Here is a 24,256-nt window from a genome sequence, read left to right as displayed (position 1 = left end):
TGGTCGGTCAGTTGTCGGCGGAGAGCACGAGTGCGCTGTGCGGCACCGGGGAGCCGCCCGTGACCAGAACGTTCGACACGTCCTTGCCGGGCTGGTTCACCGACGTGCCGCGGATCAGGCGCACGCCCTCGGCGATTCCGTTGACGCCGTGGATGTATCCCTCGCCGAGTTGTCCGCCGTGGGTGTTGACGGGCAGGCGGCCGTCGAGTTCGAGGTTGCCGTCCGCGATGAAGTCCTTGGCCTCGCCGCGGGCGCAGAACCCGTACTCCTCGAGTTGCAGCAGCACCATCGGGGTGAACGCGTCGTAGAGGATCGCGGCGTCGATGTCGTCCGGATCGATGCCGGCCTGATCCCACAGCTGCCGTGCCACCAGCTCGACCTCGGGCATCTCGTCGATGTCCTCGCGGTAGTAGCTGCTCATGGAGATCTGCTGGGGCCCGACGCCTTGTGCGGCGGCGGAGACGACGGCCGGCGGGTGCGGCAGGTCGCGGGCCCGCTCGGTGCTGACGATCACCAGGGCCTGGCCGCCGTCGCTCTCCTGGCAGCAGTCGAGCAGCCGCAGCGGGTCGGCGATCATCCGGGAGTTCTGGTGGTCGTCGAGGGTGATGGGCCGCTCGTAGAACCAGGCCCTGGGGTTGACGGCGGCGTGCTTGCGCGACAGCACCGAGACGCGGCCGAAGTCGGCGCTGGTCGCCCCGTACTTGTGCATGTAGCGCCGGGCGAGGAACGCCTCCTGCTGGGCGGGGGTGAGCAGCCCGTAGGGGTTGATCCAGTTGCGGTATTCCTGATCGGTGTTGGCCGTGTAGGCGAACGGCGGCGGCCCGGCGCCGAACCGGGTGCCGGAGCGTTCGTTGAAGGCCCGGTAGACGACCACGACGTCGGCGACCCCGCTGGCCACGGCGAGTGCCGCCTGCTGCACGGGTGCGCACGCGCCGCCGCCACCGTGCGGGATGCGGCTGAAGAACTTCAGTTCGGGGATGCCGAGTGCGCGGGCGACCGCGATCTCGGGGTTGGTCTCCATCGTGAACAGCGCGAAGCCGTCCACCTCCTCGACGCCGATCTGTGCGTCCTCGAGCGCGGCGAGCACACTCTCGCAGGCCAGCTGCCATTCGCTGCGCCCGGATTTCTTGGAGAATTCGGTGGCGCCGATGCCGGCGACCGCCGCCTTGCGGGCGAAGCCCCCGCTGGGAATTATCCTGCCGCTCATCGTGTCTGTCCTTCGTACGGTGCGACGGTGACCTCGGCGGTCACGTGCGTTCCTCGGGCGTTACGGCCGAGCACCTCGACGGTGACGGCGCCGGCGTCGACGCGGGTCACCGTCCCGGTCAGGCGCATGGTGTCGCCGGGAAAGTTGGGGACTCCCAGGCGCAGCGCGACGCGGCGGATGCGGACGGCCGGGCCGGCCCAGTCGGTGATGTAACGGTCCACGAACCCGTTCGTCGAGTTGATGCTCATGAAAATATCCGGCGTACCGCGTTTTTCGGCCGCACCCGGATCGTGGTGCACGTCCTCGAAGTCCTGGGAGGCGATGGCGGTGGCGACGATGGTGCTGCGATCGAGCGGCAGATCCAGTGCCGGCAGCTCGGTGCCGACCACGACCGGTGGCAGACTCATGCGGCACCCCCGCCCGGAAGGCGCAGCTGCGGAAGGATTTCACCGTGTGCGTGCTCGGCGAAGCCGACCTCGAGCTCCATCCCGATCTGCAGCCGGTCGTGCTCGACCCCGGCGATGTCGGCGACGATCCGGATGCCCTCCTCGAGGTCGATCAGCCCGACCGCGAGGGGATAGTCGAAGGACGGGTCCTTCGGGTGATGGATCACGGTCCAGCTGTGCAGGGTGCCGCGGCGCGACGACTCGACGGTGTCCCACTTGAAGGAGCGGCACTTCGGGCACGCCGGTCCCGGCGGATGCCGGAGTGCGCCGCAGTCGCTGCAGCGCTGGATCTCGAGCCGGCCCTCGCGGGCGGCTGCGAACCAGAACTCGTTGTCCTGGGTGACGGTCAACCTGGGAACGGCCGTCATCACGCCTCCTCGGTGGTGTTCGGGTTGAAGCGGAGCAACCGGAATCGCTCCTCGACGAGCAGTTCGCCGTGCTGGTTCTCGTAGCGCTTGTGCAGGGTGACGAAGCAGCCGCGGCCCAGGCCGGTGCGCTTGACCGGGGAGATCGACTCGATGGTGAAGTGTGCGGTGACGTGGTCACCCGGGACGAGTTCGCGGTGGTAGTCCTGCTCGACGTTGGTGGCGACCACGGAGGTGAAGCCGTGCCGGTCGAGCAGCGCGAGCAGCGCGGAGTAGGCGAAGTCCTCGGTCCGTCCTTCGGCGCGCAGCCGTTGCACCTCGCGCCAGCGGCGGTAGCCGGCCATCACCCACGTCGAGATCATCGCGGGCGGGCACACCACGTCCGGTCGTCCGGTGGCACGGGCGGCGTCCCGGTCGACGTAGACGGGGTTGTCGTCGTCGTGCGCCTCCACCCAGTTCCGGATCATCGCCTCGTCGACGGCGTACCGGGCCACCCGGGCGGGCTCGGCCACCTGCCCGACGTACTGCTCGAACTCCCGTTCCAACTCCTGTTCCAGCGTCGGCACGTCCGCACCACCTTTCTTGAGCAAGCGCTTGGTGCAGTACGGTAGGCGCGGATGCCCCGCCGGGACGGCCCATTCCCACTCAGCTGGAACGGACGGCAGAAAACTCGAGCCGAACCGGCGAAACGGAAGGGAAAGTGACCATGACGTCGGACCGACGCGACGAGATCATGCGGCTCGCGGCCGAACTCTTCGCAACCAAGGGGATCGCCCCCACGACGGTCCGCGACATCGGCGAACGCGCCGGAGTGTTCTCCGGAAGCCTGTACCACTTCTTCAGATCGAAGAATGCGATCGTCGCCGAGATCCTCAGCGGCTTCATGGCCGACATCGACCAGCGCTTCCGGCGCGTGGTGGAGACATCGACGAGCGCCCGCGAGACGGTGCGCGGCCTGATTCGGCAAACGCTCGCCGTGATCGAGGAACATCCCCATCCGACGGCGATCTACCAGCAGAACCGGCAATACCTGCGCGACAACGGCCTGCTCGACGTCGTCGACGCGCCGTCACGCACGGTGCGTGACTACTGGCTCACCGCCCTCGCCGCCGGTGTCGCCGACGGCAGCTTCCGCTCCGACATTCCCGCCGAGATCTTCTACCGCACCGTGCGGGACACACTGTGGGCGAGCATGCACTGGCCGGGACGCGACGACTACACGACGGACGAGTTCACCGACCTGCTCGTCGCGCTGTTCTTCGGGGGCTTCGCGGAGGAGAAATGACGCCGTGTTCGCGGGCGTGGTGCTACGCCCCGTCGGGCCGGGCCGACGGCGCCGGCGTCCCCGCCTGGGCATCCAGGAGCGCGTCGATGCTGCCGGGTCCCAGCCCGAGTTCCGCCAGAACCTCGCGGGTGTGCTGCCCGTGCTGTGGCGCCGGGCGCGCCCCGGTGTACTTCCCGTCCCAGCGCAGCGGGGAGCGCGCCGTCGGCACCGCACCGACGCCGGGCTGCTCGACACGTTCGATCACCGCGTACTCGCGGGCGGCCACCTCGTCCATGGTCCGGTACGGCGCCCACAGCACCCGGCTGCCGGACAGTTCCTTCTCGATCTCGGCGAGCGTGCGCGCCGCGAACCACGGACGCAGGATCGCGGTGATCTCGTCCCGCGCCGCGTAGCGGTCGCCCTCGTCGGCGAATCGCAGTCCGCGATGCCGTTCGAGTGCCGCGAACACCTCGGCGGTGCCGGTGACCTCGACGAGTCCCCGCCACTGGGCGGCGGTGAGGCCGACAACCATGACGGCACGGCCGTCGGCGGTGGCGAAATCCGATCCGTAGCTGCCGTACAGCGCGTTGCCCTGCCGCTCCCGGCCGGCCCCGCGTTCCTCGGCCTCGGCCAGCCAGCCCATGCTCGCGACCGCGGACACGGCGACGTCCTCGAGGGCGAGTTCGAGGTAGGCGCCCTCACCCGTGCGATCCCGCCGGCGCAGCGCGGCGACGATGCCCAGGGCTGCCTGCACCCCGGTGATCAGATCCCAGGCCGGCAGCACGTGGTTCACCGGGACCGTCCCGTCGACGGGTCCGGTCATCAGGGGCAGGCCGACGGCGGCGTTGACGGTGTAGTCCACGGCGGGCGAGCCGTCGGCATTGCCGGCGATGTGCAGATGGATCAGGTCGGGCCGGCGTGCGGCGAGCACGTCGTGCGCGAGCCAGGGCGCCCGGGCCGCGTTCTCGAGCACGATGCCCGCCTCGGCGATCAGGTCGGTGACGACGGCACGGCCGTCCTCGCTGCGCAGATCCACCGCGACGGACCGCTTCGCCTGGTTCAGGCCCGTCCAGTACAGGCTCGCCCCCGACTCCGCGAGGGGCCAGCGACCACCGTCGACCGCGCCGCCGATCGGGTCCACGCGGATCACGTCCGCGCCGAGTTCGGCGAGGATGCGCCCGGCGGTCGGGCCGGCGACGAAACTGGACAGGTCGACGACGCGGACACCGTCGAGCGGCCGGATCGTCATGCCACCCTCTCGAAGATCGCCGTCAGGCCCTGCCCACCGCCGATGCACATCGTCTCGAGGCCGTACCGCGCTCCGCGGCGGTCGAGTTCGCGCAGCAGCGTGGCGAGGATGCGCACGCCGGTCGCCCCCACCGGGTGACCGAGCGAAATTCCCGAACCGTTGACATTCGTCCGCTCGAAATCACTTGTCCCGAAGTTCCATTCACGGGTCACCGCGAGCGCTTGCGCCGCGAACGCCTCGTTGAGTTCGACGAGGTCGATGTCGGCGAGCGTCAGGCCGGCGCGCTTCAGGGCCTTCTCGGTGGACGGCACCGGGCCGATGCCCATCTCCGCCGGCGCGACACCGGCCACCGCCCACGTCACCAGCCGGCCCAGCGGCCGCAGACCGAGCCGCTCCGCGTGGGCGCGGGTCGTGACGAGACACGCTGCGGCACCGTCGTTCTGACCGCTGGCGTTACCGGCGGTCACCGTCGCCTCCGGGTCCTGCGCCGCCATGATCGGCCGGAGCTTCGCGAGGGTGTCGACGGAGGCGTCGGCCCGCGGATGCTCGTCCCGGTCCACGATGCGGTCGTCGCCCTTGCGCTGGGGCACGGACACCGGCACGATCTCCTCCGCGAACACCCCGGAATCGATCGCCGCCACCGCGCGCCGGTGCGACTCGACCGCCAGCTCGTCCTGTTCGCGCCGGCCGATCCCGTACTTACGGCGCAGGTTCTCCGCGGTCTCGAGCATGCCGCCGGGCACGGGATGGTTGCGCCCGCCGGCGGTGACACGGCCACGGGCGAGCCGGTCGTGCAGCGCGGCCGGCGCGCCCTTGGCGCCCCACCGCATCGATTCGGTGTAGTACTCGGCACGGCTCATGGATTCCACGCCGCCGGCGATCACGACGTCGGCCACGCCCGTCTGCACGCGCATCGCGGCGTCGAGCACGGCCTGCAGACCGGAGCCGCACCGCCGGTCGAGCTGCAGGCCCGGCACGGTCACCGGTAGGCCCGCGTCGAGCGCGGCGACGCGGCCGATCGCGGGGGCCTCCCCGTTGGGATAGCACTGGCCGAAGATCACGTCGTCCACCGACTCCGGGTCGATGCCCGTGCGCGCCAGCAGTTCCGAGATCACCCCAGCGGCGAGGTCGGTGGCGGGCACGTCGACGAACACCCCGCCGTACCGCCCGACGGGCGTGCGCAGGGGTTCGCAGATCACCACGTCGTTGGCGGTCGCGTCAGTTGTGGTCACGGCGGAAATCCCTTTCCCGGTCGGTCCAGTCCTGCGCCCACTCGCGCAGCTCCACGGCACGGATCTTGGTGCCGTTGCCGCCCACCGTGGTGGGCATCGCCTCGATGACGTGAATCGCGGTGGGCACCTTGAACGCGGCGAGTGTGTCGGCACACCATTCCTTCAGCGATGCCGCATCGAAGTCGGCCGGGTCGTCGGCGTCGTCGGCGGGGACGACGAAGCCCACGGCCCGGGTGTAGCCGCCGTCGCCGGTGATGCCGACTACCTTGGCCGTCCGCACCCCGGGGTGCTCGGCCAACCGGTGCTCGATCTCGGCCGGGTCCACGAGAAACCCCCGCAGCCGCAGCACGTCTCCCATCCGGCACACGTAGGTGTAGCCGCCGTCGCCGGTCGCGACGGCGAGATCGCCGCTGCGGAACCAGCCGTCGGCGGTGAACGCGCGCGCGGCGGCGTCCGGGTTGCCGAGATACGCGTCGACGACGTTGGGGCCGCGCAGTTGCAGCTCGCCCTGCTCGCCGTCCGGCAGCACCCGGTCGTCGAGCGGGTCGGCGATACGCACCCGGATCGCCGGATCGACCGGCCGGCCGCCGCCGTTCCACCGCACCGACTCCGGGTCGTCGTCCGACCAGAGCAGAGTCAGCGCGAACACCTCGGACGAGCCGAACACCCCCGAGGTGTGGGCGGCGAACTCGTCACGGGCCCAGCGGGCGATCTCGTGGGAGCGGCCGAGGAAGTCGGCGATACCGAGCCACTTCAGCGCGAACAGGTCGGCGCGCACCTCGTCGTGCCACGTGTCGTACAGGCGCCCGAACAGGTCGTCGCCGCCGACCACGTGCGTGACGTGCAGGTGCTCCATGCGGCGCAGCGTCGCCGCCGCGTCGAAGACCGGCTCCATGAGCAGCGTGGCGCCACCTGCCAGGGCGGCCATCGCGGTGCTGTAGCCGAACACGCCGGACACCGGCAGCACGCACAGCGCGACGTCGCCGGGGGCGACCCGCATGATCGCGGCGTCCGCGCGGGCGTGCCGCACCACCGCGGAGTCCCGGTGCGCCGCGAGCTTCGGGGTGCCGGTGGAGCCGGAGGTGGTGAACGCGACGGCCAGCGGATCCGCCGGATCGTCCTCCACCCCGGCCGGGGTGGGTACGGCGGTGTCCGGGGTGTCCGGGGCGCGCACCCCGCGGGTGTCGCCGCTGCCCGCCCACCAGGAGCCCGCCCCGAGATCGAACCCGGTCGGATCGCCGGCGTCGGTGCCGGGGCCGCCTACCACGGCGACGGCGGGCGGCGGCACCGTCGCGGTGCCCGCCGCGTCGCGCAGGGTGCCGAACAGGTCGAGCCCGTGGAAGCCGGCCGCGACGGCCACGACCGCGGGCCGCGCGGCGGTGAGAATGTGGGCCACCTCGCCGGTGTTGTAGCGGGTGTTGACCCCGATGACGTGGGCGCCGAGCGCGGCGGCCGCGAACTGCCACACGAGCGCGTCGGACCAGTTGGGAAGCAGGACGGCGACGCACCGGCCGCGCTCGACGCCGACGGCCTCGAGTTCGGTCCGCAGCGCCTGCGCGCGGCGGCGCAGCTCGGCCCGAGTGCAGGCCAGCAGCCGGCCGTCGGCGACGTCGTAGGTGGCCACGGCGTCCGGATCGGCGGCGACGAGGTCGTCGAGGAAGGCGGCGAGCCCCGCGGTGGTCGTGGCGGTCACGACAGCACCTCCGTGGTGGCGGCACGTAGCTCGGTGAGCCAGGCGTCGGCGAGCGCGACGAAGTCGTCGACCTCCTCCATCGGGTAGTGGCCGATGCCGTCGAGCCGGGTGAACCGTGCGCGGCCGGGCGAGATCTCGTTGATCCGGTCGGCGAGGTCCGCGACGGCGGCCGGCTCGAGCCACGGGTCGTCCGATCCGACGACGAGGTGCAGGGGGCAGGTCAACTGTGACAGGCGGTCGCGGACGTCGTGGGTGCCCCAGCCGATGAGGTCGGACGACGAGATCTCCGGGTCCTCCCGCTTGTGCATGAGGGCGATCCGGTGCGCCGTCGCGGCGGGTACCGAATGCCCGACGGAGGCGAGGGTGCCCAGATAGGTGCGTTCGGCACGCGACGGTCCGGCGACGTCCTCGAGTTCGCGCCGCAGACCGGCGACGTTGACCCGGCCGGGGGCGGCCTCGGCCTCCATCGCGACGGCGCCGGCGAGCGGCCGCTCGGGCCGGGTGGCGAGCTCGAGGGTCAGCTTGCCGCCGATGGAGCAGCCGAGCACGTAGGGCCGGTGCACGTCGAGCGCGTCGAGCAGGGCGCCGAGCCAGTCGCCGTAGGTGGTGAGGCTGGTGACCGGTCCGGCCGGGGCCGGCTCGGAGCGGCCGTGGCCGGGCAGGTCGGGCACGAGGACGCGGTAGCCGCGGACGGCGAGGTCGCGGGCGACGTGCCGCCACTGCACTCCGCTCTGGCCGGCGGTGTGGAGGCACAGCACGGTGGGCACCGTGTCGGCGGCGGGAGTCCCGTCGGGCGTGACGATCTCGACGAACCCGAGGGCTCCGTCGATGTCCAGGTAGCGGGCCTCGATCATGAGCGGGCCTTTCTCGCGACGGCACGGGCGTGGCCGATGATCAGGTTCAGCGGTTTGGTGAGCCGGAGGTACTCGTATCCGTCCCCGGTGGCGGAGAATTCGCCACCGATCGCGCGGCGCATGAAGTCGTCGCGCGCACCGAGGACCAGATCGACCCACAGGTGGTCCGGTGCGACGAAGGTGAAGGTGGCCCCGTGCGGGGTGCGGCGGGTGACGTCGACGATGCGGCCACGGTAGATCCGCAGGTGCACCTCGCGGTCGCCGCTGCGCAGGCCGACGGTGCCGTCCCAGGTGGCCAGCGACGAGGCGAAGGCCGGATCGTCGGCGAGGCTGTCGCGCAACAACTCTCCCCACGCGGGGGTGCAGAAGTCGAGTTCGGTGGCGGTCGCGGCCGGCGAGTCGAGCTGCCAGGTCTCGGTCCCCTCCTCGCGGACGGCGCCGGCGGCGTCGAGCACGCGGACGAACCGCTCGGCGGTGGTGCCCTCGACACGGGTGACGACGGCCTCCGACCGGATCCGGTCCACCGCCGTGACCGGCGCGATCGCCGTCCAGCGCAGCCCCGTGCGATGTGCGGCCGGCACGCGCGGCGTGAGTAGCTCGGCGGCCACGGTGCCGAGAGCAAATGTGCCTGTGGGGAGGACGATTCCGGAATCGGAAAGCAGATCGACGGTCATCCGGACGGCGCCGGCGGTGCGATCGCCGACGCGGACGGTGTGCGATGTGGTCACGGTGGTGCTCATGCGGTTTCCGGCCTTCCGAGCAGCTCGTCGGAGATGATGCGCATCTGGATCTCGCTGGTGCCTTCGAAGATCTTCGTCAGGCGGGCGTCGCGCCAGTGCCGTTCGACCTGGAAGTCGGTGGTGTAGCCGGCGCCGCCGTGGATCTGCACCGCCTCGCTGGTCACCTGCTCGGCCATCTCGGTGGCGACGAGCTTGCACATCGACGCCTCGAGCGAGCAGCGGCGTCCGGTGTCGATGTCGGTGGCGACGGAGTACATGAGCTGGCGGGCCGCCTCGATGTCGGCCGCCATCTTCGCGATCTTGAACCGCAGGTGCTGGAAGTCGCCGATGGGTCGGCCGAACTGGCGCCGGGTGTGCACGTAGGCGATCGAGTCCTCGAGGGCTGCGCGGGCGAGACCGATCGCGCGGGCGGCGGTGTGGGCCCGGCCGACCTCGAGCCCGGAGACGGCGAGATAGAAGCCCTTGCCCTCCTCGCCGAGCATCTTGCCGGCGGGGATGCGGAAGTTGTCGAACGACAGTTCCCAGGTGCTCCAGCCGAAGTAGCCGATCTTGCGGACCTTGGTGCCCGAGATCCCCTCCGGGAAGACGCCGCGCTGCTTCTCGACGAGGAACGCGCTGATTCCCCGGTGCGGCTTGGCCGGATCCTTGTGCGGATCGGTGCGGGCGAACAGCACCAGGTAGTCGGCCTCGTCGGCGTAGGTGCACCACATCTTGGTGCCGTTGACGACCCATTCGTCCCCGTCGCGGACGGCCCGGCAGGAGATGTTGGCGACGTCGGAGCCGGCCTCCGCCTCGGACAGGGCGTACGCGCCGAGGTATTCGCCGCGCGCCACCTTCGGCAGCAGGGCGGCCTCCTGCTCGGGCGTGAAGCCACCGCCCATGCCGTTGCCGCGGGCGAGGAGACCGGACACGCTCATCCAGGCCCGGGACAGTTCCTCGGCGACCAGGCAGTACTCGAACACGCCGAGACCGAGGCCGCCGTGCTCCTCGGGGATCATGATGCCGAAGAACCCGGTCTCGGCCATCTCCTTCTTCAGCGAGTCGGGGATGGTGCCCTGGACGGGGTCGAGTTCGTTGGCGACGGGCAGCACCTTCGTCATGGCGAAGTCACGGGCGAGGTCGCGGATGGCGAGGCGCTCTTCGGTGAGGTACCGCGGGGTGCCGGTACGGGGCTGCGACGGCCGGTGGGTCATGGGGGACTCCCTCGGTGAACCAGAATCTGGTTATTAACGCTTGTTCACCCAGTACAGCACGACCCCGCTCGGGCGTCAACGCCGGAGTTCAGGCGGGGCGGTATCCGAGCAGGTTGAGCGCGTACCGGCCGTAGTCGTCGGCCACCTCGGCCGCGCCGAGCGGTCCGTCCGGGCGGAACCACAGCGGGATACCGGCGCACATCGTGAGGACCGCCGTCACGGCCTGGTGCACATGCGGAACGTCGAAAATCCCCATCTCCGAGCCTTGTTCGGCGATCTCGACGAACAGCTGCTCCTGCGCGTCCCGCGAACCGACCACCCGCTTGCGATCCACCTCGCCGAGGTACCGGAGCTCGGTGTTCGCAACCAGGCATTCACGCGGATTTCGGGCGGTGAACAGCGCGTGCGCCACCACGGCGGCCCGCCAGCGCTCGGCGGGGTCCGCACCGGCCTTGCGCAGCGCGTTGCGTGTGGCGGTGAACTGCTCGTCGCTGGCCGCCCGGAGGATCTCGACGAGCAACTCCGACTTGTTCTCGAAGTGGTTGTAGACGTTCGCAGCGCTGCAACCAGCACGATTGGCGATCGTGCGCATCGTGGCGCCGTGGAATCCGGCCGCGAAGAACTCGCCGAGCGCCGCGTCGAGGATCCGGTCGCGGACGCCCATCAGGGCCGTGCCCGATCGAGTGTTCATGAGGTGCAGGGTAGAGGCCCGGGTCGGGACCAGCAAGAAGTCGGTCTTGACGCTGCCATTGCGGTCCGCTTATGGTCCACCTCACATGAACATGCGTTAACCACCTCGTCGAAGGACGCACTGTGACCACCCTCCCCGACATCACGCTCGCCGATCGGATCGCCCGCCTCGAGGACCTCGAGGCGATCCGCTCGCTCGACGCCCGCTACTGCCGTCACCTCGACGACGGCGACTGGGACGCCCTGATGGACCTGTTCACCGACGACGGCGAGTTCGACGGCCTGTCCCACCCCCGCGGCAAGGCCGAGATGCGCGAATTCTTCGCCGGACTCGCCGCCGGCGGGCTGACCACGTTCTGGCACTTCATCACGAACATGGAGATCGACCTCGACGGCGACCGCGCCACCGTGCGGTCGTTCCTGTGGCAGCCCTGCGTCACCGACGGCACCCCCGCCATCGCCGCCGGCCGCTACACCGACGAGGTGGTCAAGGTCGACGGCCGTTGGCGCTACCGGGTCAAGCAGGTTCGCTTCCACTTCTTCGGTCCCCTCGAACAGGGCTGGGACGAGAACCTCTTCGCGCTGGAGACGGCACGCCGCGCGGCGGTGCGGCCGTGACCGAGCTGCAGACCGGAACGCAACCGACCTGGAGTGCCATGCTCTCCCTGCCCGAGGTCGTCGAACTGCGCCGCCGCCGGCGCACCGTCACCAACTCCCTCGGCGCCCTCGCGATCACCCTCTTCGCGTCCTTCCTCGTCGGCTTCGCCTACTTCCCCGAATTCCTCGGTGACACCGAGCTCCTCGGAGTTCCCCTCTCGCTGTGGGTCGTGTTCTCCCAGTTCGCCGGGACGTGGGTCCTCGTCTACGCCTACTTCCGGCTCACCCGCATCTACATCCAGCCCGCCGCCGACGCCGCCGTCGCGGCCGTCCTCGAGAACCAGGAGCGTGCGGCATGACCGGCGACGCCGACTACCTCGCGATCGCGATCTGCGCGGCGGTGATCTCGCTGACCCTGTGGGTCACGTTCGCCGTGTCCCGGCGGGCCCGCAGCGCCGACGGATTCTTCGCCGCCGGCCGTTCGATCTCCAGCTGGCAGAACGGCTTCGCCATCGCCGGTGAATTCATCTCGGCCGGAAGCTTTCTCGGAACCACCGGCCTGATCTTCTACAAGGGCGTCGACGGCGCCGTCATCCTCTGCACCTCGGTGATCTCGTTCCTGCCCGTGCTGTTCCTGCTGGCCGAGAAGATGCGCAACGTGGGCAAGTACACCCTCGCCGACGTGCTCGTGTTCCGCACCGAGGCACGCAGCGTGCGGGTCGTCGTGGCGTTGAGCACCATCGCCACCGGCACCTTCGTGTTGCTCGCGCAACTCGTCGCGGCCGGGGTGCTGCTCGAGTCGGTCTCCGGTATCCCGTTCTGGCTGTCCGTCATCGTCGCCGGCACGCTCATGGGCATCTACGTCTTCGTCGGCGGCATGCTTGCCACCACGTGGGTGCAGGTCATCAAGTCTACGATCCTGTCGGTCCTCGCGATCGTGGTCGGGCTGGGCATCCTCGCGCAGTTCGGGTTCAGCTTCCCGAAGGTCCTCGACACCGCGACCGAGCACGCGGTGGCGGGCGAGGCCATCCTGTCCCCGGGCCTGATCTTCGGGCAGACCAGCGCGCTGAACCTCGTCTCGTACTCGCTGGCGTTCGCGCTCGGCACGGCGGGCATGGCGCACATCCTGATCCGCTTCTTCACCGTCCCCGAGGCGAGCACCGCCCGGCGCTCGCTGGGCTGGACCGTCGCGCTGTGCAGCATGTTCTACCTGATCGTCATCGTGATGGGCTTCGGCGCCGCAGCCCTGCTGGGGGACGGCGGCGCCGATCGCGTCGGCGCCGGCGGCAACCTCGCGGCGCCCGTACTCGTCACCGAACTCGGTGGCGGTGTGGGCACGATCGGCGGCTCGATCGCCCTCGCGATGGTCGCGGCGGTCGCGTTCGCGAGCATCGTTGCCGTCGTCGCCGGCGTGGTGATCTCCGCCGCGGGCACCTTCGCCCGCGACATCTGGCCGGCGCTGACCCGCAAGCCGCCGGTGGACGAACTCGACGTCGCGGCGCGCACGCGCGAGGAGAACGCTCAGGCCCGTATTGCCCGGTTCGGTGCGGTTGCTTTCAGCGTCGTCGCGATCGTGCTGACCATGCTGATCGGCGACGACACGAACATCACCTACTTCATGGGCATGGCGTTCATGGTGGCCGGCAGCGCCCACCTGCCGTCCCTGGTGCTCAGCCTGAACTGGCGGCGCTTCAACAGCACCGGCGCCGTGTGGGGAATCCTCACCGGCCTGGTCTCGACCATCGTCAGTCTCATGCTCACCGAGGCGCTGTGGCTCGGCAGCGGCCCGGCACCACTCACGATCCAGCTGCCGGTGATCGTCACCATGCCGCTCGGCCTTGCCGCGTGCGTCGTCGGCTCACTCGTGGCCGAGAAGCGGCGCGGACGCTCCGCGCACGAGGACGAGAAGTTCGCCGAGATGCTGGTGCGCGCGGAAACCGGGATCGGGGCGGAGGTCGCGACCGCTCACTGACGACGACGGGCACCCGCACTCGGGAGATGCGAGTGCGGGTGCCCGTCATGTCAGGGCAGGTCGAACAGCGTCGGATGGTCCTGCTGCGCCTGTTCGGCGAGCACCGTGCCGTGTCTCTCGCACATCTCGCGTGCGATGTGTTCGGGGCACGCGAGTTCGCGACCGATCTGTTCCCAGTCCCACCCGGACGCGTGCAGTTCCCAGGCGACGCGGCCGTCTTCGTCCCAGAGTGCCGACATGGCCCGATACTGCTCCGTGTCGAGCGCACGGCCAACGACATTCGTGCGCGTGTCGCGGATCGGGCTGCCGTCCGCGACCGAAAGTGCTTCCTGCGCGCGTGAGAACGCGCGCATCGAGCACCACGGCGCGCGGCGCAGTGACGCGGGGCGAATCGTCTAGTCGAAGGTCATCCCCGCGTCGGTGCCCTGCTGCCTGGTGGTGTTCGCGCCGTCGAGGGATTCGCGGATGATGTCGGCATGACCGCTGTGGTGGGCGGTCTCCCGGATGATGTGCAGCAGCACCTTTCGGGCGCTCCACCACTGTCGCTCCGGCGCCCACGGCGCGGTGGGCAGCGGCACCTGCAGGTCGAGGTCCGCGAGGCCGGCGACGAAGGCCTCCGTCTGTTCCGCGATCGCCTCGTACCGCTCGAGCAGGCCGGCGACGGTCTCGTCGTCGCGCAGGTAGTACTGCTCCATCGCGGACTCCATGTCGAACTCGGCGGTGTCGTCGAGCGTGCGGATGGTGTCGATCCAGTGCTGCTCGGTGGTCGAGACGTGCTTGAGCAGACCACCCAGGGTCAGGTCGCTGACGGTGCTGCGGGTGCGGGCCTGCTCGTCGTCGAGGTTGCGGAGGGTGATCAGGAACATCCTCCGCTGCTCGGCCAGCATGTCGAGGATGTCGGCGCGTTCTCCGGAGAGGGTCCGCTCGGTCATGTCGCTTCCGCCCTTCGTGATGTCGATTCTGCTGCTACGACTACGACGGTAGGGAGGAATGCGGACAGTTTCGGTCCTCGATAGGTGACCGGACATCAGGTAGCGAAGAAGACCGCGCCGGTCACCGGCACGAGCGTCAGGAACAGGACCGACAGGACGAACAGCGTGATCGTCAGCTTCCTGTTCCATCCGCCGCGCGTTCCACTCGCGGCGAGCACGAAGAGCACGAATCCGACGCAGATGGACACGATGCCCACGATCACGGGTGTCTCGATCATCTGTTCATCATCGCGGAGGCCCGCGCACCGCGCCCACGGTGGGCGGCGTCGGGAACGGCGACGTCCCCGACGCCGCCCGTGCTCAGCCCGGGCAGTGGATGGTCACGTGGCCGCATTTGACGGACGCGCTGGCGGTGGCGGCGTTCGCGGCGCCTGCGGTGCCGAGGACGACGGTGAACAAGGTCGCGACGACCGCGACGGTGGTGCGGATCCGGGTCTTCATGGCAGCCTCCTGCAGGTGGTGAGAAACGGGGTTCGCCCATCGTCGGCCGCCGTCCGGGTCCTCGACAGGCACCCTGTGGTGCCGATGCGGCCACCCCGGATCGCCTGCGGAGCGCAGGACCACCCCGAGGCGGATCATGAAGCCATGACGACCGCCCCTTCCGCGACGACCGTCGCGACCATCGCCGAGGCCGCCGAGCGCACCGGTCTGACCACCCACACCCTCCGCTATTACGAGCGCGACGGCCTCATGCTGCGCGAGATCGGCCGCTCCTCCTCCGGCCACCGGCTCTACACCGAGGACGACCTCTCCTGGGTGGTGTTGCTGACCCGGCTGCGGGCGACGGGCATGCCGATCCGCGAGATCCGCGAGTACGCGGCCCTCTGCCGGGCCGGCAGCGGCAACGAACAGGACCGCCTCGCGCTGCTCCGCGCGCACCGGGCGCGGGTGCTCACCCAGCTCGACGAGGTGACCGAGCACCTCGCCGCGATCGACGGCAAGATCGACATCTACCTCTCCCGGACGAGCGGCCTCGACGACGGACCGTGCGAGAGCGCTCGCGCTTGACTTCGAGCGCGCTCGAAGGTCTTGACTCGACGCCATGACCACGAACAACACCTCTCGGCCCCCACTCGGCACCCGCACGCTCGGCACCGCGTCGCCGCTGACGGTCTCGGCGATGGGACTCGGGTGCATGGGCATGTCCGAGTTCTACGGCACCGGGGACGAAGCCGATGCCGTCGCCACCATCCACCGGGCCCTCGAGCTCGGCGTGACGTTGCTCGACACCGCCGACATGTACGGCCCGTTCACCAACGAGAACCTCGTCGGCCGCGCCGTCGCGGATCGCCGCGACCGCGTGGTCCTCGCGACCAAGTTCGGCAACGAGCGCGCCGAGGACGGCACCCGCCTCGGCATCAACGGCCGGCCCGAGTACGTCCGCACGGCCTGCGACGCGTCGCTCCGCCGCCTCGGCGTCGACCACATCGATCTCTACTACCAGCACCGCGTGGACAGGACCGTGCCGATCGAGGACACCGTCGGCGCGATGGCCGAACTGGTGCAGGCCGGGAAGGTCCGCCATCTGGGTCTGTCGGAGGCATCCGCGGAGACGATCCGCCGGGCCCACGCCGTCCACCCGATCACCGCGCTGCAGACCGAGTACTCGCTGTTCACCCGCGACATCGAGGACGAGATCCTGCCGACTCTGCGTGACCTCGGCATCGGGCTCGTGCCGTATTCGCCGCTCGGGCGCGGCATCCTGACGGGCGCGATCACGGCACCGTCCGATCTCGAGAGCTCGGATTCTCGCCGCACCGCCTATTTCCCGCGATTCCAGGGTGCGGCGCTGGAGGCGAACCTGGCGCTCGTGGCCGCCGTCCGCCGCCTGGCCCGATCCAAGAACTGCACCCCTGGTCAGCTGGCACTGGCATGGGTCCTCGCCCAGGGCGACGACGTGGTCCCCATCCCGGGGACGAAGCGGGTGCGTTTCCTCGAGGAGAACATCGCGGCCGCGGACGTGTCGCTCACCGCGGACGAGCTGGGCGCGATCGAGTCGGCGGTGCCCCGGGAGGCGGTCGTCGGGGAGCGCTACGGGGACATGTCCAGCATCGACGCGTGAGCGACGCGTCGCCCGCCGGGAACGGGCGACGCCCACGCCGATCCTCCGTGCAAGCGGTTACATGAAGCTTGACAAAGCGATGTAACCGCTTGCACAGTGGGTGGACCCCACCCCCGAGGAGAACCCATGGCGACGCTTCGCGAGGTCGCGGCGCGCGCCGGCGTCTCGACCGCCACGGTCTCCCGTGTGTTCTCCCGACCGGAGGCCGTCAGTCCCGACACCCGCGCGAAGGTCTTCACCGCCGCAGAGGCGCTGTCCTTCACTCCGAATCCCACCGCCCGCTCGCTCGCCCTCGGTCGCACCCACAACCTGGGCTTCCTCGTCCCCGACATCCGCAATCCCGTGTTCGGTCCCGCCGTCGAAACCGCGCAGGACCGGGCGCGCGAGCGCGGCTACTCCCTCTTCGTCGCGGCGGGCGAAGGACGGTCCGCCGACGAGCTCGACCTCGTCCGGGCGATCGCCCGGCAGGTCGACGGACTGGTGCTCATCGCCCCGCGCATGTCCGACACCGACCTCGAGGATCTCGCACGGGTCACCCCCGTCGTACTGGTCAACCACACCTGCGGGGAGCTGCCCGCCGTGCTGCTGACCTCCGACGACGGCATGTCCCAAGCAGTGGACCACCTCGCCGACGCCGGGCACACCGCCGTCACATACCTCGGCGGCCCCGAGTACTGGCTCGCCCAGCGACGCCGCCTCGCCGCCTTCGTGAAGGCCTGCGCCGACCGGGGGATCACCGGCACGGTGCTCGGCCCCCTCGAGCCCGACTTCGTCGTCGCGGGCCGGAAGGCGGCCGAGGAACTGGTCGGCACCGGGACGACGGCCGTCGTCGCATACAACGACCAGGCCGCCGTCGGCCTCATGCAAGGCTTCGCCGAGCACGGACTGCGGGCGGGCCGCGACTACTCCGTCGTCGGATTCGACGACTCGTGGCTCTGCGAGATGACCTCGCCGCCGCTGACCACCGTGCATCTGGCGTTCGACGAGGCCGGCGTGACTGCAATCGACCTGCTGTGCGACGTCCTCGACGGAAAGACCACACCCCGCGCGGCGCCCGTGGAACTCGGCACCCACCTCGTCGTGCGCTCGAGCACAGTGACCGCCGGCCTGCCCGTCGGCTGACAGACCCGTCCGGGAGTTGACCCCCGGAACACGCAGAAAACAAAGGAGATTCGCCCATGACCTCGGTGCTCGTCCTCAACGGCCCCAACCTCAACCTGCTCGGCACCCGCGAGCCCGGCGTGTACGGCGCGCAGACCCTCGAGGACGTGGAGACCCTGTGCCGCAACGTCGGCAAGGAACTGGGCGTCGACATCGACTTCCGGCAGTCCAACCACGAGGGCGTCCTCATCGACGCCCTCCACGACGCCGGCGCCGCGGTCGCCCGCGGGGAGTCCCTCGGGGTGGTGTTCAACGCGGGCGCCTACACGCACACCTCGGTGGCCCTGCACGATGCGATCAAGGGCGCCCACGTGCCGCTCATCGAGGTACACATCTCCAACGTCCATGCCCGCGAGGAGTTCCGCCACCACTCCTACATCTCCCCGGTCGCCTCCGGGATCATCGTGGGCCTCGGCGTCGCCGGCTACGAATGGGCGCTGCGCGCACTCGTGGCCCAGCGCACGACGCAGGCGTAACCGGCGCCGTCACCGGTCCCCTCGCGCGTGACCCGCAGCGAGCCGTCCGAACCGATACCGCCGGAGCGGACCCGTCCCGGCGTACCGGTCCCCGATTCCGCGCCCGCCCGCACAGGCGGCCGCCTTGGAGGAGCCCGACCATGACCCACCCCCGTCCTGGGACCAAGCGCGCCAAAGCAATCGCCACCGTGTGCCTGTCCGGCACCCTCGAGGACAAGCTCGTCGCCGCCGCCCACGCCGGGTTCGACGGCATCGAACTGTTCGAACCCGACCTGCTCGGCTCCCCGCTCACCCCCGCGGCGGTGCGCGAGCGCTGCGCCGAACTCGGGCTGAGCATCCCGCTGTATCAGCCCTTCCGCGACTTCGAGGCCGTCCCGGCCGAGATCTACGCCCGCAACATGCGCCGCGCGCGGCGCAAGTTCGACGTGATGGAACAGCTCGGCACCGACCTCGTGCTGGTCTGCTCGTCGGTGTCGCCGCACACCGTCGACGATGTCGATCTCGCCGCCACCCAGCTGCGGGAACTAGCGGATGCGGCAGCGCAGCGGGGCATGCGGATCGCCTTCGAGGCCCTGGCATGGGGCCGCCACGTGAACACCTGGCAGCGCTCGTGGGAGATCGTGCGCCGGGCCGATCATCCGGCCCTCGGGCTGTGCCTCGACAGCTTCCACATATTCTCCCGCACCAAGGACGTCGCCGGCATCGCGGACATCCCGGGCGAGAAGATCTTCTTCCTGCAACTCTCCGACGCACCGGAGATGGACATGAACGTCCTGCAGTGGAGCCGCCATTACCGGGTGTTCCCGGGCGAGGGCGAGTTCGATCTCGTCGGACTCGTCGGGCACGTCCTCGCGGCCGGCTACACCGGTCCGCTCTCGCTCGAGGTGTTCAACGATGTGTTCCGCCAGTCGGCGCCGGTGCCGACGGCGATCGACGCGATGCGCTCGCTGCTCGATCTGGAACTGCGTCTCGACGGTGATCCCGACCCGGTGCAGGTGCGCGGGCACGCGTTCACGGAGATCGGAACCCCGCCCACCGCCGCGGAGCCGGTCCGTGCGGCCCTCGCCTCGCTCGGCTTCACCCACTCGGGGCAGCACCACAGCAAGCCGGTGGAGCTGTGGGAGCAGGGGGACGCGCGGGTGCTGGTGAACACCTCGAACCCGGCCCACAGCGCGGCCGAGGGCGCGGCCGTCACCGCTCTGGGGATCGAGGTCGCGGACGTCGGCGCCGTCTCCCGGCACGCCCACGAACTGCTGGCACCACAGCTGGCGCGGGTCGTCGGCCCGGGTGAGGCACCGTTGTCCGCAGTGGTCTCCCCGGACGGCACCGCCCTGTTCCTGTCGTCGCGGGGCGACGGCCCTGTCGACTGGCGCAACGACTTCCGCCCCACCGGCACGACGCCGACGACAGCGGTGGGCGTGCGGTGCACCGAGTACGTCGCGCTGACCCAGGCCTATGACCGATTCGACGAAGCCACCCTGTTCTACCGGTCGGTGCTGGGCCTGACCGACGCCGAGGCCGCCGAGTACGCGGGACCGTTCGGCTTGGTGCGCAGCCGCGTCCTGGCCACGGACGGTTTCGAGGTCGGCCTGGTCGCCCCCGTGCTCCGTCGCGGCGAATGGGCACCGGGCGTGCGGCACCCGCAGCACATCGCGTTCGGCGTCGACGATGCGGTGGAAGCCGCTCGTGCCCTGCATGATTCGGGAGCGCCGGTGCTCGAGATCCCCCGCAACTACTACGACGATCTGGATGCGCGCCTGGCTCCGGACCCGGAAATGCTTTCCGCCCTTAGGCAATACAAGGTGCTCTACGATCGGGACGAGGACGGCGGCGAGCTGTTCCAGGTGTTCACCAAGGTCGTCAGCGCCCGGGTGTTCTTCGAGTTGGTGCAGCGGCGCGGCGGCTACCGGGGCCACGGCACCGTCAACGCCCCGATCCGCATGGCCGCGCACGCGGCCGCGCGACGCTGACCCACTGCACCGCTACCGGGTGGCACCCACCGCCTGCGCCAGCGCCGCGAGGGTCTGGGCGCTCGTGTAGCGCGGCTGCCAGCCGAGCTGTGTCCGGGCCTTCGTCGTGTCCATCACGACGGACGTACGACCGGTGTGGATCCACTCGACCACCGAGGGCATGAACGGCAACCGCGCCACCACGGCCGACGCCGCCGTCGCGACCGACGCCGGAACCCGGATCGGCTGGGCGCCGAGCGCGGTCGCGACGTCCGAGAGGGACACCACCCCGTCGCCGGCGATGTTGTACGCGCCGGGCGGCCCTTCGGACGTCACGGCGGCGACGACGGCACTCGCGACGTCGTCGTGGTGCACGAGCTGGAGCGGATGACCGGGGTCGGGGAACACCGGACGCGGCAGGGGCAGGGCGCCGGCGGCCTTCCGCACGGCCCCGGGCAGGTGCTCGGCGATCTGTCGCCACGGCATGGCGTCGGCCAGGGCGGTCGCGTTCGGGCCCGCGACGATGCACGGTCGCAGCACGAACACCTCGAGATCCGATCCGCGGGTGACCTCGTCGAGGGCGTGCTCGAGTTCGGCCTTCTGTTCGGAGTAGTAGTGCTCGTGCGAGCCGCGGGTGGGCACGTCCTCGGTGATCGGGGTCGGATTGTCGGGGTGGTAGCCGTACGCGGCGACGGACGAGGTGTACACGAGACGCCGCGGCCGGGCGGCGGCAACCGTCGCCTCGAAGACGTTGCGAGTCCCGGCGATGTTGATCCGGTGACTCTCGGCGCGCGAGCCCATGATGACGAAGGCCAGGTGCACGACGACGTCGGCCTCCGCGACGAGGGCGTCGACGGCACCGCGGTCGAGGATGTCACCCTGCCGGTACTCGGTCTTGGTCCACCCATGCGCGGCCGGGTCGAACGGGCTTCGTGCCATGCCGAGGATCCGGTCGATGCGCGGGTCCTGCTCGAGGGCCGCGACCGCGGCCCTGCCGATCTCGCCGGTGGGGCCGGTGACCGCAACCGTCGTTCCCATGGAATCCCCTTCGCTCGTGACGCCGTCCGTGCGATTCATACCGCGTTCCCGGGCCGGTCCGGGGGCAAACCACGGTCCGGGTCGTGCCGTTAGACTCACCGCCACTGCGGACAGGGGGCGAACGGTGGGCGACGGCGGGTTGACGCAGATCGGCGACGGGGTGTGGGCGTTCGTGCGGACGCCGGGCGGCTGGGGCGAGGCGAACACCGGTCTCGTCGTCGACGCGGGCACGGCGTCGCTGGTCGTGGACACCGCGTGGGACACGCGGCTGGCGCACCGGATCGCGGAGGCACAGCACCCGCTGGTGTCGCGGGCACCGATCACCGAGGCCGTCAACACCCATTCCGACGGCGACCACTGGTGGGGCAACGACACGCTGCCGGCGACGACCCGCATCACGACCAGTGCGGCCGCGCTGCGCGGCATGCGCGAGGATCTCCCTCCCGCCGCAGTGGCGGCACTGGCGACGGCGGGCCGGTGGCTGGGCGCGGTGCCCGGTCGGGTCGGCGCCGCGGCCGCCTACATGCGCCGGGTTCCGGGCGGCGCCCACCTGCCGTGGCGGTCACCCCGGCTCCCCGACCACACCTTCGACATCGATCTGCGGCTCGAGGTGGGACAACGTCCGGTGGCGTTGGAGCGGCTCGGGCCGTGCCACACCGCCGGGGACGCGATCGTGCACGTGCCGGACGCCGGCGTCGTCTTCGCCGGCGATCTGCTGTTCATCGGCTCGACGCCGATTCTGTGGCACGGGCCGCTCGAGAACTGGATTGCCGCGATCGATCGGCTGCTGGCGCTGGACGCAGACGTCTACGTGCCGGGCCACGGGCCGCTGTGCGGACCGGACGAGATCCGCGAGTTGCGCGCCTACTGGGTGTGGCTCGAGCAGGCCGGTCGGGAACAGTACGCGCGCGGCGCCGGGCCGCTCGAGGCGGCCCGGCGGCTGGTGCGCGATCCCGAGTTCGTCCGGTGGGGCGACTGGATCCACCCGGAGCGGATCGCCCTGAGTCTGAGCACGCTGTTCCACGGGTGGGGCGGGCATCCCCCGGCGCCGCCCACCGTCGTGCGACGGGCGCGGGCGTTCGCCGACGCCGAGACGCTGCTGCGCGAGTCGTCCGTGACGCGGTGAGGATCCCGTGATCGGTGCGGACGCCCGGGTGTGCAGACGTGGGTGGCTACTTGCGGCCCGGCGCCCAGTTCATGCCCCAGCCGTAGGCACGATCGAGGTCGGACTGGCTGCCGTCGACGTACTCGACGAGCCGCGAGGCGCTGATCTCCCGGCCGGTGTTCTGCAGCATCGCGATGGCACAGATCCGTGCACCGTTGTTCGGCGAGTCGAGGCGCACCTCGATCTGCGGTCCGGAGGGCGGAGTGAGGGTGACGACACCGTCCACGGCAGCCCAGTTCGGGGCGCCCTCGTAGATCATCGCGAAGATCAGGATCCGGCGGAATCGTTCGGGTCGGCCCAGGTCGATGCGCATGGTCTCACCGGCCGAGACGGCGCCGGTGCGGTCGTCGCCGTCGAGCGCGATGAACGGGGGTTTCTCCAGCGCACCGAAGCTGTTGCCGAGGGCCTGGACGACACCCTTGGAGCCGTCGGCAAGCTCGTAGAGGCAGCCGAGGTCGAGGTCGACGCCGCGTCCCGTCGCGCCCCCGGTGAGCTTGGCGAGAAATCCCTTCTTCGGTGGCATCGGGGATCCGCCCTGTGACCAGTTCAGGTTCACCTGGGTGATCCCTCGCTCCGCTCCGGTCTTGGCGAGACTGACCGTCGGAGCAGCCTTGGTGAGACTGATCCTGCTCGGGCCGACTCCGCCCTGGTTGTCGCCGGGGTTCTTCGGGGGTCGGGTGTAATCGATTGCCATGGGTAAGACCTTTCCCTGGATACGAAGATGGGAACCCTCGATCGCTCGAACCGATCGAGGATTCCCATCGAAGTCGTGCGGTCAGGCGGCGACGGACGCCTTCGCCTCCTGGCGATTGCGGCGGATGCTGCTGGCGAACGCGGCACCGATGAGCGCGACCCCCACCAGACCCGTGACGATCTCGTTCACGTGGTGGCCGATCGAGTACAGCAGGATGAACGCGAGCGCACCGATCGCCCAGTGTGCGCCGTGCTCGAGGTAGCGGTACTCCGACAGGGTGCCCTTGCGAACGAGGAACACCGTGATCGAGCGGACGAACATCGCGCCGATGAAACCGAGGCCCAGGGCGATGATGATCGGGTCCGAGGTGATGGCGAACGCACCGATCACGCCGTCGAAGGAGAACGACGCGTCGAGCACCTCGAGGTAGAGGAACAGGAAGAACCCGGCCTTGCCGGTAGCCTTGGCCAGCTGGGTGGGCCCGCCCGTCGGCTCTTCCTCCTCTTCGGGGATGTGGAACAGCTCGCCGAGCCCGTTGACGACGATGTAGGTGATCATGCCGAGCACGCCGGCGATCATCACGGTGGCGACCTTGTCCTCGGGAGCGAGGATCGTGGCGGTCAGCACCAGCAGCACCGAGGCGACGACGACCTCGAGCTGGTCCAGCTTGCCGGCCCGCGCGAGCGGGCGCTCGAGCCAGGCCAGCCACTTGATCTCGCGTTCCTCGAAGATGAAGTTCAGGAACAGCATCAGCAGGAACATGCCACCGAACCCGGCGATCTGCGGGTGTGCGTCGGTGATGATGGTTTCGTAGCTGGGGCTGCCGTCGGGGAAGTACGCGGCGTCGTTCGGCGGCGGGTTCAGGGCGAGATCGAGTGCCTCGATCGGACCGAGGCCGGAGGCGATCCACACGATGAGCAGCGGGAAGATCAGCCGCATGCCGAACACGGCGATGAGGATGCCGATGGTGAGGAAGATCTTCTGCCAGAACTCGCTCATCCGCTGCAGCACGGTGGCGTTGATGACCGCGTTGTCGAACGAGAGCGAGACCTCGAGGACGCCGAGGATCGCGGCGAGGAACAGGGCCTGGGGTCCGCCGTAGAGGAAGGCGACCACCAGAGAGACGACGGTGACGGCGAACGATATGCCGAAGATGCGCAGAACCACGAAGCGTGGCCTTTCTGTCTGGATCGGGGCGGTGCAGGGTGGTTACTGCA

Annotated in this window: 28 protein-coding genes; 10 read left to right on the top strand and 18 right to left on the bottom strand. The window is 70.2% G+C overall.

Annotation, left to right across the window (positions count from 1 at the left end; translation table 11 throughout):
• Positions 1–7: 7 nt before the first annotated feature.
• From G6038_RS02605 to G6038_RS02590, 4 genes are read right to left on the bottom strand one after another with little or no spacing between them, the layout of a single operon-like run.
• On the bottom strand, positions 8–1,207 hold the full coding sequence (locus G6038_RS02605) for a lipid-transfer protein (protein ID WP_165035777.1): 1,200 nt from the start codon (positions 1,205–1,207) through the stop codon (positions 8–10).
• Positions 1,204–1,614: a MaoC/PaaZ C-terminal domain-containing protein gene (locus tag G6038_RS02600; RefSeq protein ID WP_165035776.1), complete on the bottom strand. Its 411-nt coding sequence runs from the start codon at positions 1,612–1,614 to the stop codon at positions 1,204–1,206. Before G6038_RS02600 ends, G6038_RS02605 begins: the two co-directional genes overlap by 4 nt.
• Positions 1,611–2,021 carry a Zn-ribbon domain-containing OB-fold protein gene (locus tag G6038_RS02595; RefSeq protein ID WP_043803139.1) on the bottom strand — a complete coding sequence of 137 codons (411 nt, stop codon included), beginning with the start codon at positions 2,019–2,021 and terminating at the stop codon, positions 1,611–1,613. The genes G6038_RS02600 and G6038_RS02595 overlap by 4 nt, the downstream gene beginning before the upstream one ends.
• On the bottom strand, positions 2,021–2,584 hold the full coding sequence (locus G6038_RS02590) for a MaoC family dehydratase N-terminal domain-containing protein (protein WP_165035775.1): 564 nt from the start codon (positions 2,582–2,584) through the stop codon (positions 2,021–2,023). The genes G6038_RS02595 and G6038_RS02590 overlap by 1 nt, the downstream gene beginning before the upstream one ends.
• A gap of 140 nt (positions 2,585–2,724) precedes the next feature.
• Between G6038_RS02590 and G6038_RS02585 the strand changes: the two genes are divergently transcribed.
• The gene (locus tag G6038_RS02585) at positions 2,725–3,303 is read left to right on the top strand and encodes a TetR/AcrR family transcriptional regulator (protein ID WP_165035774.1); all 579 of its coding nucleotides are present in this window, start codon (positions 2,725–2,727) and stop codon (positions 3,301–3,303) included.
• A 22-nt stretch (positions 3,304–3,325) separates the two neighbouring features.
• Here G6038_RS02585 and G6038_RS02580 read toward each other — a convergent pair whose 3' ends face one another.
• From G6038_RS02580 to G6038_RS02550, 7 genes are all read right to left on the bottom strand, one after another.
• Positions 3,326–4,531 carry a CoA transferase gene (locus G6038_RS02580; RefSeq protein ID WP_165035773.1) on the bottom strand — a complete coding sequence of 402 codons (1,206 nt, stop codon included), beginning with the start codon at positions 4,529–4,531 and terminating at the stop codon, positions 3,326–3,328.
• Complete coding sequence (locus tag G6038_RS02575; RefSeq protein ID WP_165035772.1) at positions 4,528–5,763, bottom strand: acetyl-CoA C-acetyltransferase; 1,236 nt, start codon at positions 5,761–5,763, stop codon at positions 4,528–4,530. The genes G6038_RS02580 and G6038_RS02575 overlap by 4 nt, the downstream gene beginning before the upstream one ends.
• Positions 5,750–7,456: an AMP-binding protein gene (locus G6038_RS02570; RefSeq protein WP_165035771.1), complete on the bottom strand. Its 1,707-nt coding sequence runs from the start codon at positions 7,454–7,456 to the stop codon at positions 5,750–5,752. Before G6038_RS02570 ends, G6038_RS02575 begins: the two co-directional genes overlap by 14 nt.
• Entirely contained in the window at positions 7,453–8,310 is an 858-nt protein-coding gene (locus G6038_RS02565) for an alpha/beta hydrolase (protein WP_165035770.1), read from the bottom strand. The genes G6038_RS02570 and G6038_RS02565 overlap by 4 nt, the downstream gene beginning before the upstream one ends.
• Entirely contained in the window at positions 8,307–9,050 is a 744-nt protein-coding gene (locus tag G6038_RS02560) for a hypothetical protein (RefSeq protein WP_165035769.1), read from the bottom strand. Before G6038_RS02560 ends, G6038_RS02565 begins: the two co-directional genes overlap by 4 nt.
• On the bottom strand, positions 9,047–10,243 hold the full coding sequence (locus G6038_RS02555; RefSeq protein ID WP_165035768.1) for an acyl-CoA dehydrogenase family protein: 1,197 nt from the start codon (positions 10,241–10,243) through the stop codon (positions 9,047–9,049). Before G6038_RS02555 ends, G6038_RS02560 begins: the two co-directional genes overlap by 4 nt.
• A gap of 88 nt (positions 10,244–10,331) precedes the next feature.
• Positions 10,332–10,934, bottom strand: a complete 603-nt coding sequence (locus tag G6038_RS02550) for a TetR/AcrR family transcriptional regulator (RefSeq protein WP_165035767.1) — start codon at positions 10,932–10,934, stop codon at positions 10,332–10,334.
• Between the two features lie 122 nt (positions 10,935–11,056).
• Between G6038_RS02550 and G6038_RS02545 the strand changes: the two genes are divergently transcribed.
• Genes G6038_RS02545 through G6038_RS02535 form a run of 3 tightly spaced genes read left to right on the top strand, consistent with a single transcriptional unit; the run spans position 11,057 to position 13,502 of the window.
• Positions 11,057–11,551 carry a nuclear transport factor 2 family protein gene (locus G6038_RS02545; protein WP_165035766.1) on the top strand — a complete coding sequence of 165 codons (495 nt, stop codon included), beginning with the start codon at positions 11,057–11,059 and terminating at the stop codon, positions 11,549–11,551.
• Positions 11,548–11,889, top strand: coding sequence for a DUF485 domain-containing protein (locus tag G6038_RS02540; protein ID WP_006941716.1), 342 nt, complete (start codon positions 11,548–11,550; stop codon positions 11,887–11,889). The genes G6038_RS02545 and G6038_RS02540 overlap by 4 nt, the downstream gene beginning before the upstream one ends.
• Positions 11,886–13,502 carry a cation acetate symporter gene (locus G6038_RS02535; RefSeq protein ID WP_165035765.1) on the top strand — a complete coding sequence of 539 codons (1,617 nt, stop codon included), beginning with the start codon at positions 11,886–11,888 and terminating at the stop codon, positions 13,500–13,502. The genes G6038_RS02540 and G6038_RS02535 overlap by 4 nt, the downstream gene beginning before the upstream one ends.
• A gap of 50 nt (positions 13,503–13,552) precedes the next feature.
• On the opposite strand, the gene G6038_RS31115 is transcribed toward G6038_RS02535, so the two are convergent.
• From G6038_RS31115 to G6038_RS02515, 4 genes are all read right to left on the bottom strand, one after another.
• Positions 13,553–13,855, bottom strand: a complete 303-nt coding sequence (locus G6038_RS31115; RefSeq protein ID WP_240918262.1) for a hypothetical protein — start codon at positions 13,853–13,855, stop codon at positions 13,553–13,555.
• Positions 13,856–13,897: 42 nt separating this feature from the next.
• Positions 13,898–14,434 carry a DinB family protein gene (locus G6038_RS02525; RefSeq protein ID WP_165035764.1) on the bottom strand — a complete coding sequence of 179 codons (537 nt, stop codon included), beginning with the start codon at positions 14,432–14,434 and terminating at the stop codon, positions 13,898–13,900.
• A gap of 95 nt (positions 14,435–14,529) precedes the next feature.
• Positions 14,530–14,712: a hypothetical protein gene (locus tag G6038_RS02520; RefSeq protein ID WP_006941721.1), complete on the bottom strand. Its 183-nt coding sequence runs from the start codon at positions 14,710–14,712 to the stop codon at positions 14,530–14,532.
• Positions 14,713–14,794: 82 nt separating this feature from the next.
• Complete coding sequence (locus tag G6038_RS02515) at positions 14,795–14,935, bottom strand: hypothetical protein (protein WP_006941722.1); 141 nt, start codon at positions 14,933–14,935, stop codon at positions 14,795–14,797.
• Between the two features lie 144 nt (positions 14,936–15,079).
• Between G6038_RS02515 and G6038_RS02510 the strand changes: the two genes are divergently transcribed.
• The 5 genes from G6038_RS02510 to G6038_RS02490 all read left to right on the top strand — a co-directional run bounded on the left by G6038_RS02510 (position 15,080) and on the right by G6038_RS02490 (position 20,163).
• Positions 15,080–15,502: a MerR family transcriptional regulator gene (locus G6038_RS02510; protein WP_165035763.1), complete on the top strand. Its 423-nt coding sequence runs from the start codon at positions 15,080–15,082 to the stop codon at positions 15,500–15,502.
• 112 nt (positions 15,503–15,614) lie between these two features.
• Entirely contained in the window at positions 15,615–16,556 is a 942-nt protein-coding gene (locus G6038_RS02505) for an aldo/keto reductase (protein WP_240918269.1), read from the top strand.
• A 126-nt stretch (positions 16,557–16,682) separates the two neighbouring features.
• Positions 16,683–17,678 (top strand): LacI family DNA-binding transcriptional regulator, encoded by a 996-nt coding sequence (locus tag G6038_RS02500; protein WP_165035761.1) that lies wholly within the window; start codon positions 16,683–16,685, stop codon positions 17,676–17,678.
• Positions 17,679–17,734: 56 nt separating this feature from the next.
• Complete coding sequence (gene aroQ / locus G6038_RS02495) at positions 17,735–18,193, top strand: type II 3-dehydroquinate dehydratase (protein ID WP_003938779.1); 459 nt, start codon at positions 17,735–17,737, stop codon at positions 18,191–18,193.
• Positions 18,194–18,333: 140 nt separating this feature from the next.
• Complete coding sequence (locus G6038_RS02490) at positions 18,334–20,163, top strand: sugar phosphate isomerase/epimerase and 4-hydroxyphenylpyruvate domain-containing protein (protein ID WP_165035760.1); 1,830 nt, start codon at positions 18,334–18,336, stop codon at positions 20,161–20,163.
• 12 nt (positions 20,164–20,175) lie between these two features.
• Here the strand turns inward: G6038_RS02490 and G6038_RS02485 are convergent, their stop codons facing one another.
• Positions 20,176–21,180 (bottom strand): NAD-dependent epimerase/dehydratase family protein, encoded by a 1,005-nt coding sequence (locus G6038_RS02485; protein ID WP_165035759.1) that lies wholly within the window; start codon positions 21,178–21,180, stop codon positions 20,176–20,178.
• Positions 21,181–21,304: 124 nt separating this feature from the next.
• Here G6038_RS02485 and G6038_RS02480 point away from each other — a divergent pair, with 124 nt between their 5' ends.
• On the top strand, positions 21,305–22,306 hold the full coding sequence (locus tag G6038_RS02480) for an MBL fold metallo-hydrolase (protein WP_165035758.1): 1,002 nt from the start codon (positions 21,305–21,307) through the stop codon (positions 22,304–22,306).
• A gap of 46 nt (positions 22,307–22,352) precedes the next feature.
• Here the strand turns inward: G6038_RS02480 and G6038_RS02475 are convergent, their stop codons facing one another.
• A complete protein-coding gene (locus G6038_RS02475) occupies positions 22,353–23,039 on the bottom strand; it encodes a tellurium resistance protein (protein ID WP_165035757.1) in 687 nt (228 codons plus the stop codon).
• An 81-nt stretch (positions 23,040–23,120) separates the two neighbouring features.
• A complete protein-coding gene (locus G6038_RS02470; protein ID WP_165035756.1) occupies positions 23,121–24,206 on the bottom strand; it encodes a DUF475 domain-containing protein in 1,086 nt (361 codons plus the stop codon).
• Positions 24,207–24,256 lie beyond the last annotated feature (50 nt).

The organism is Rhodococcus sp. 14C212, assembly GCF_011058195.1.
GTDB classification, from domain to species: domain Bacteria; phylum Actinomycetota; class Actinomycetes; order Mycobacteriales; family Mycobacteriaceae; genus Rhodococcus; species Rhodococcus aetherivorans.
Note: the sequence above shows the minus strand (reverse complement) of the source record. Positions and strands in the feature narration are given on the sequence as shown.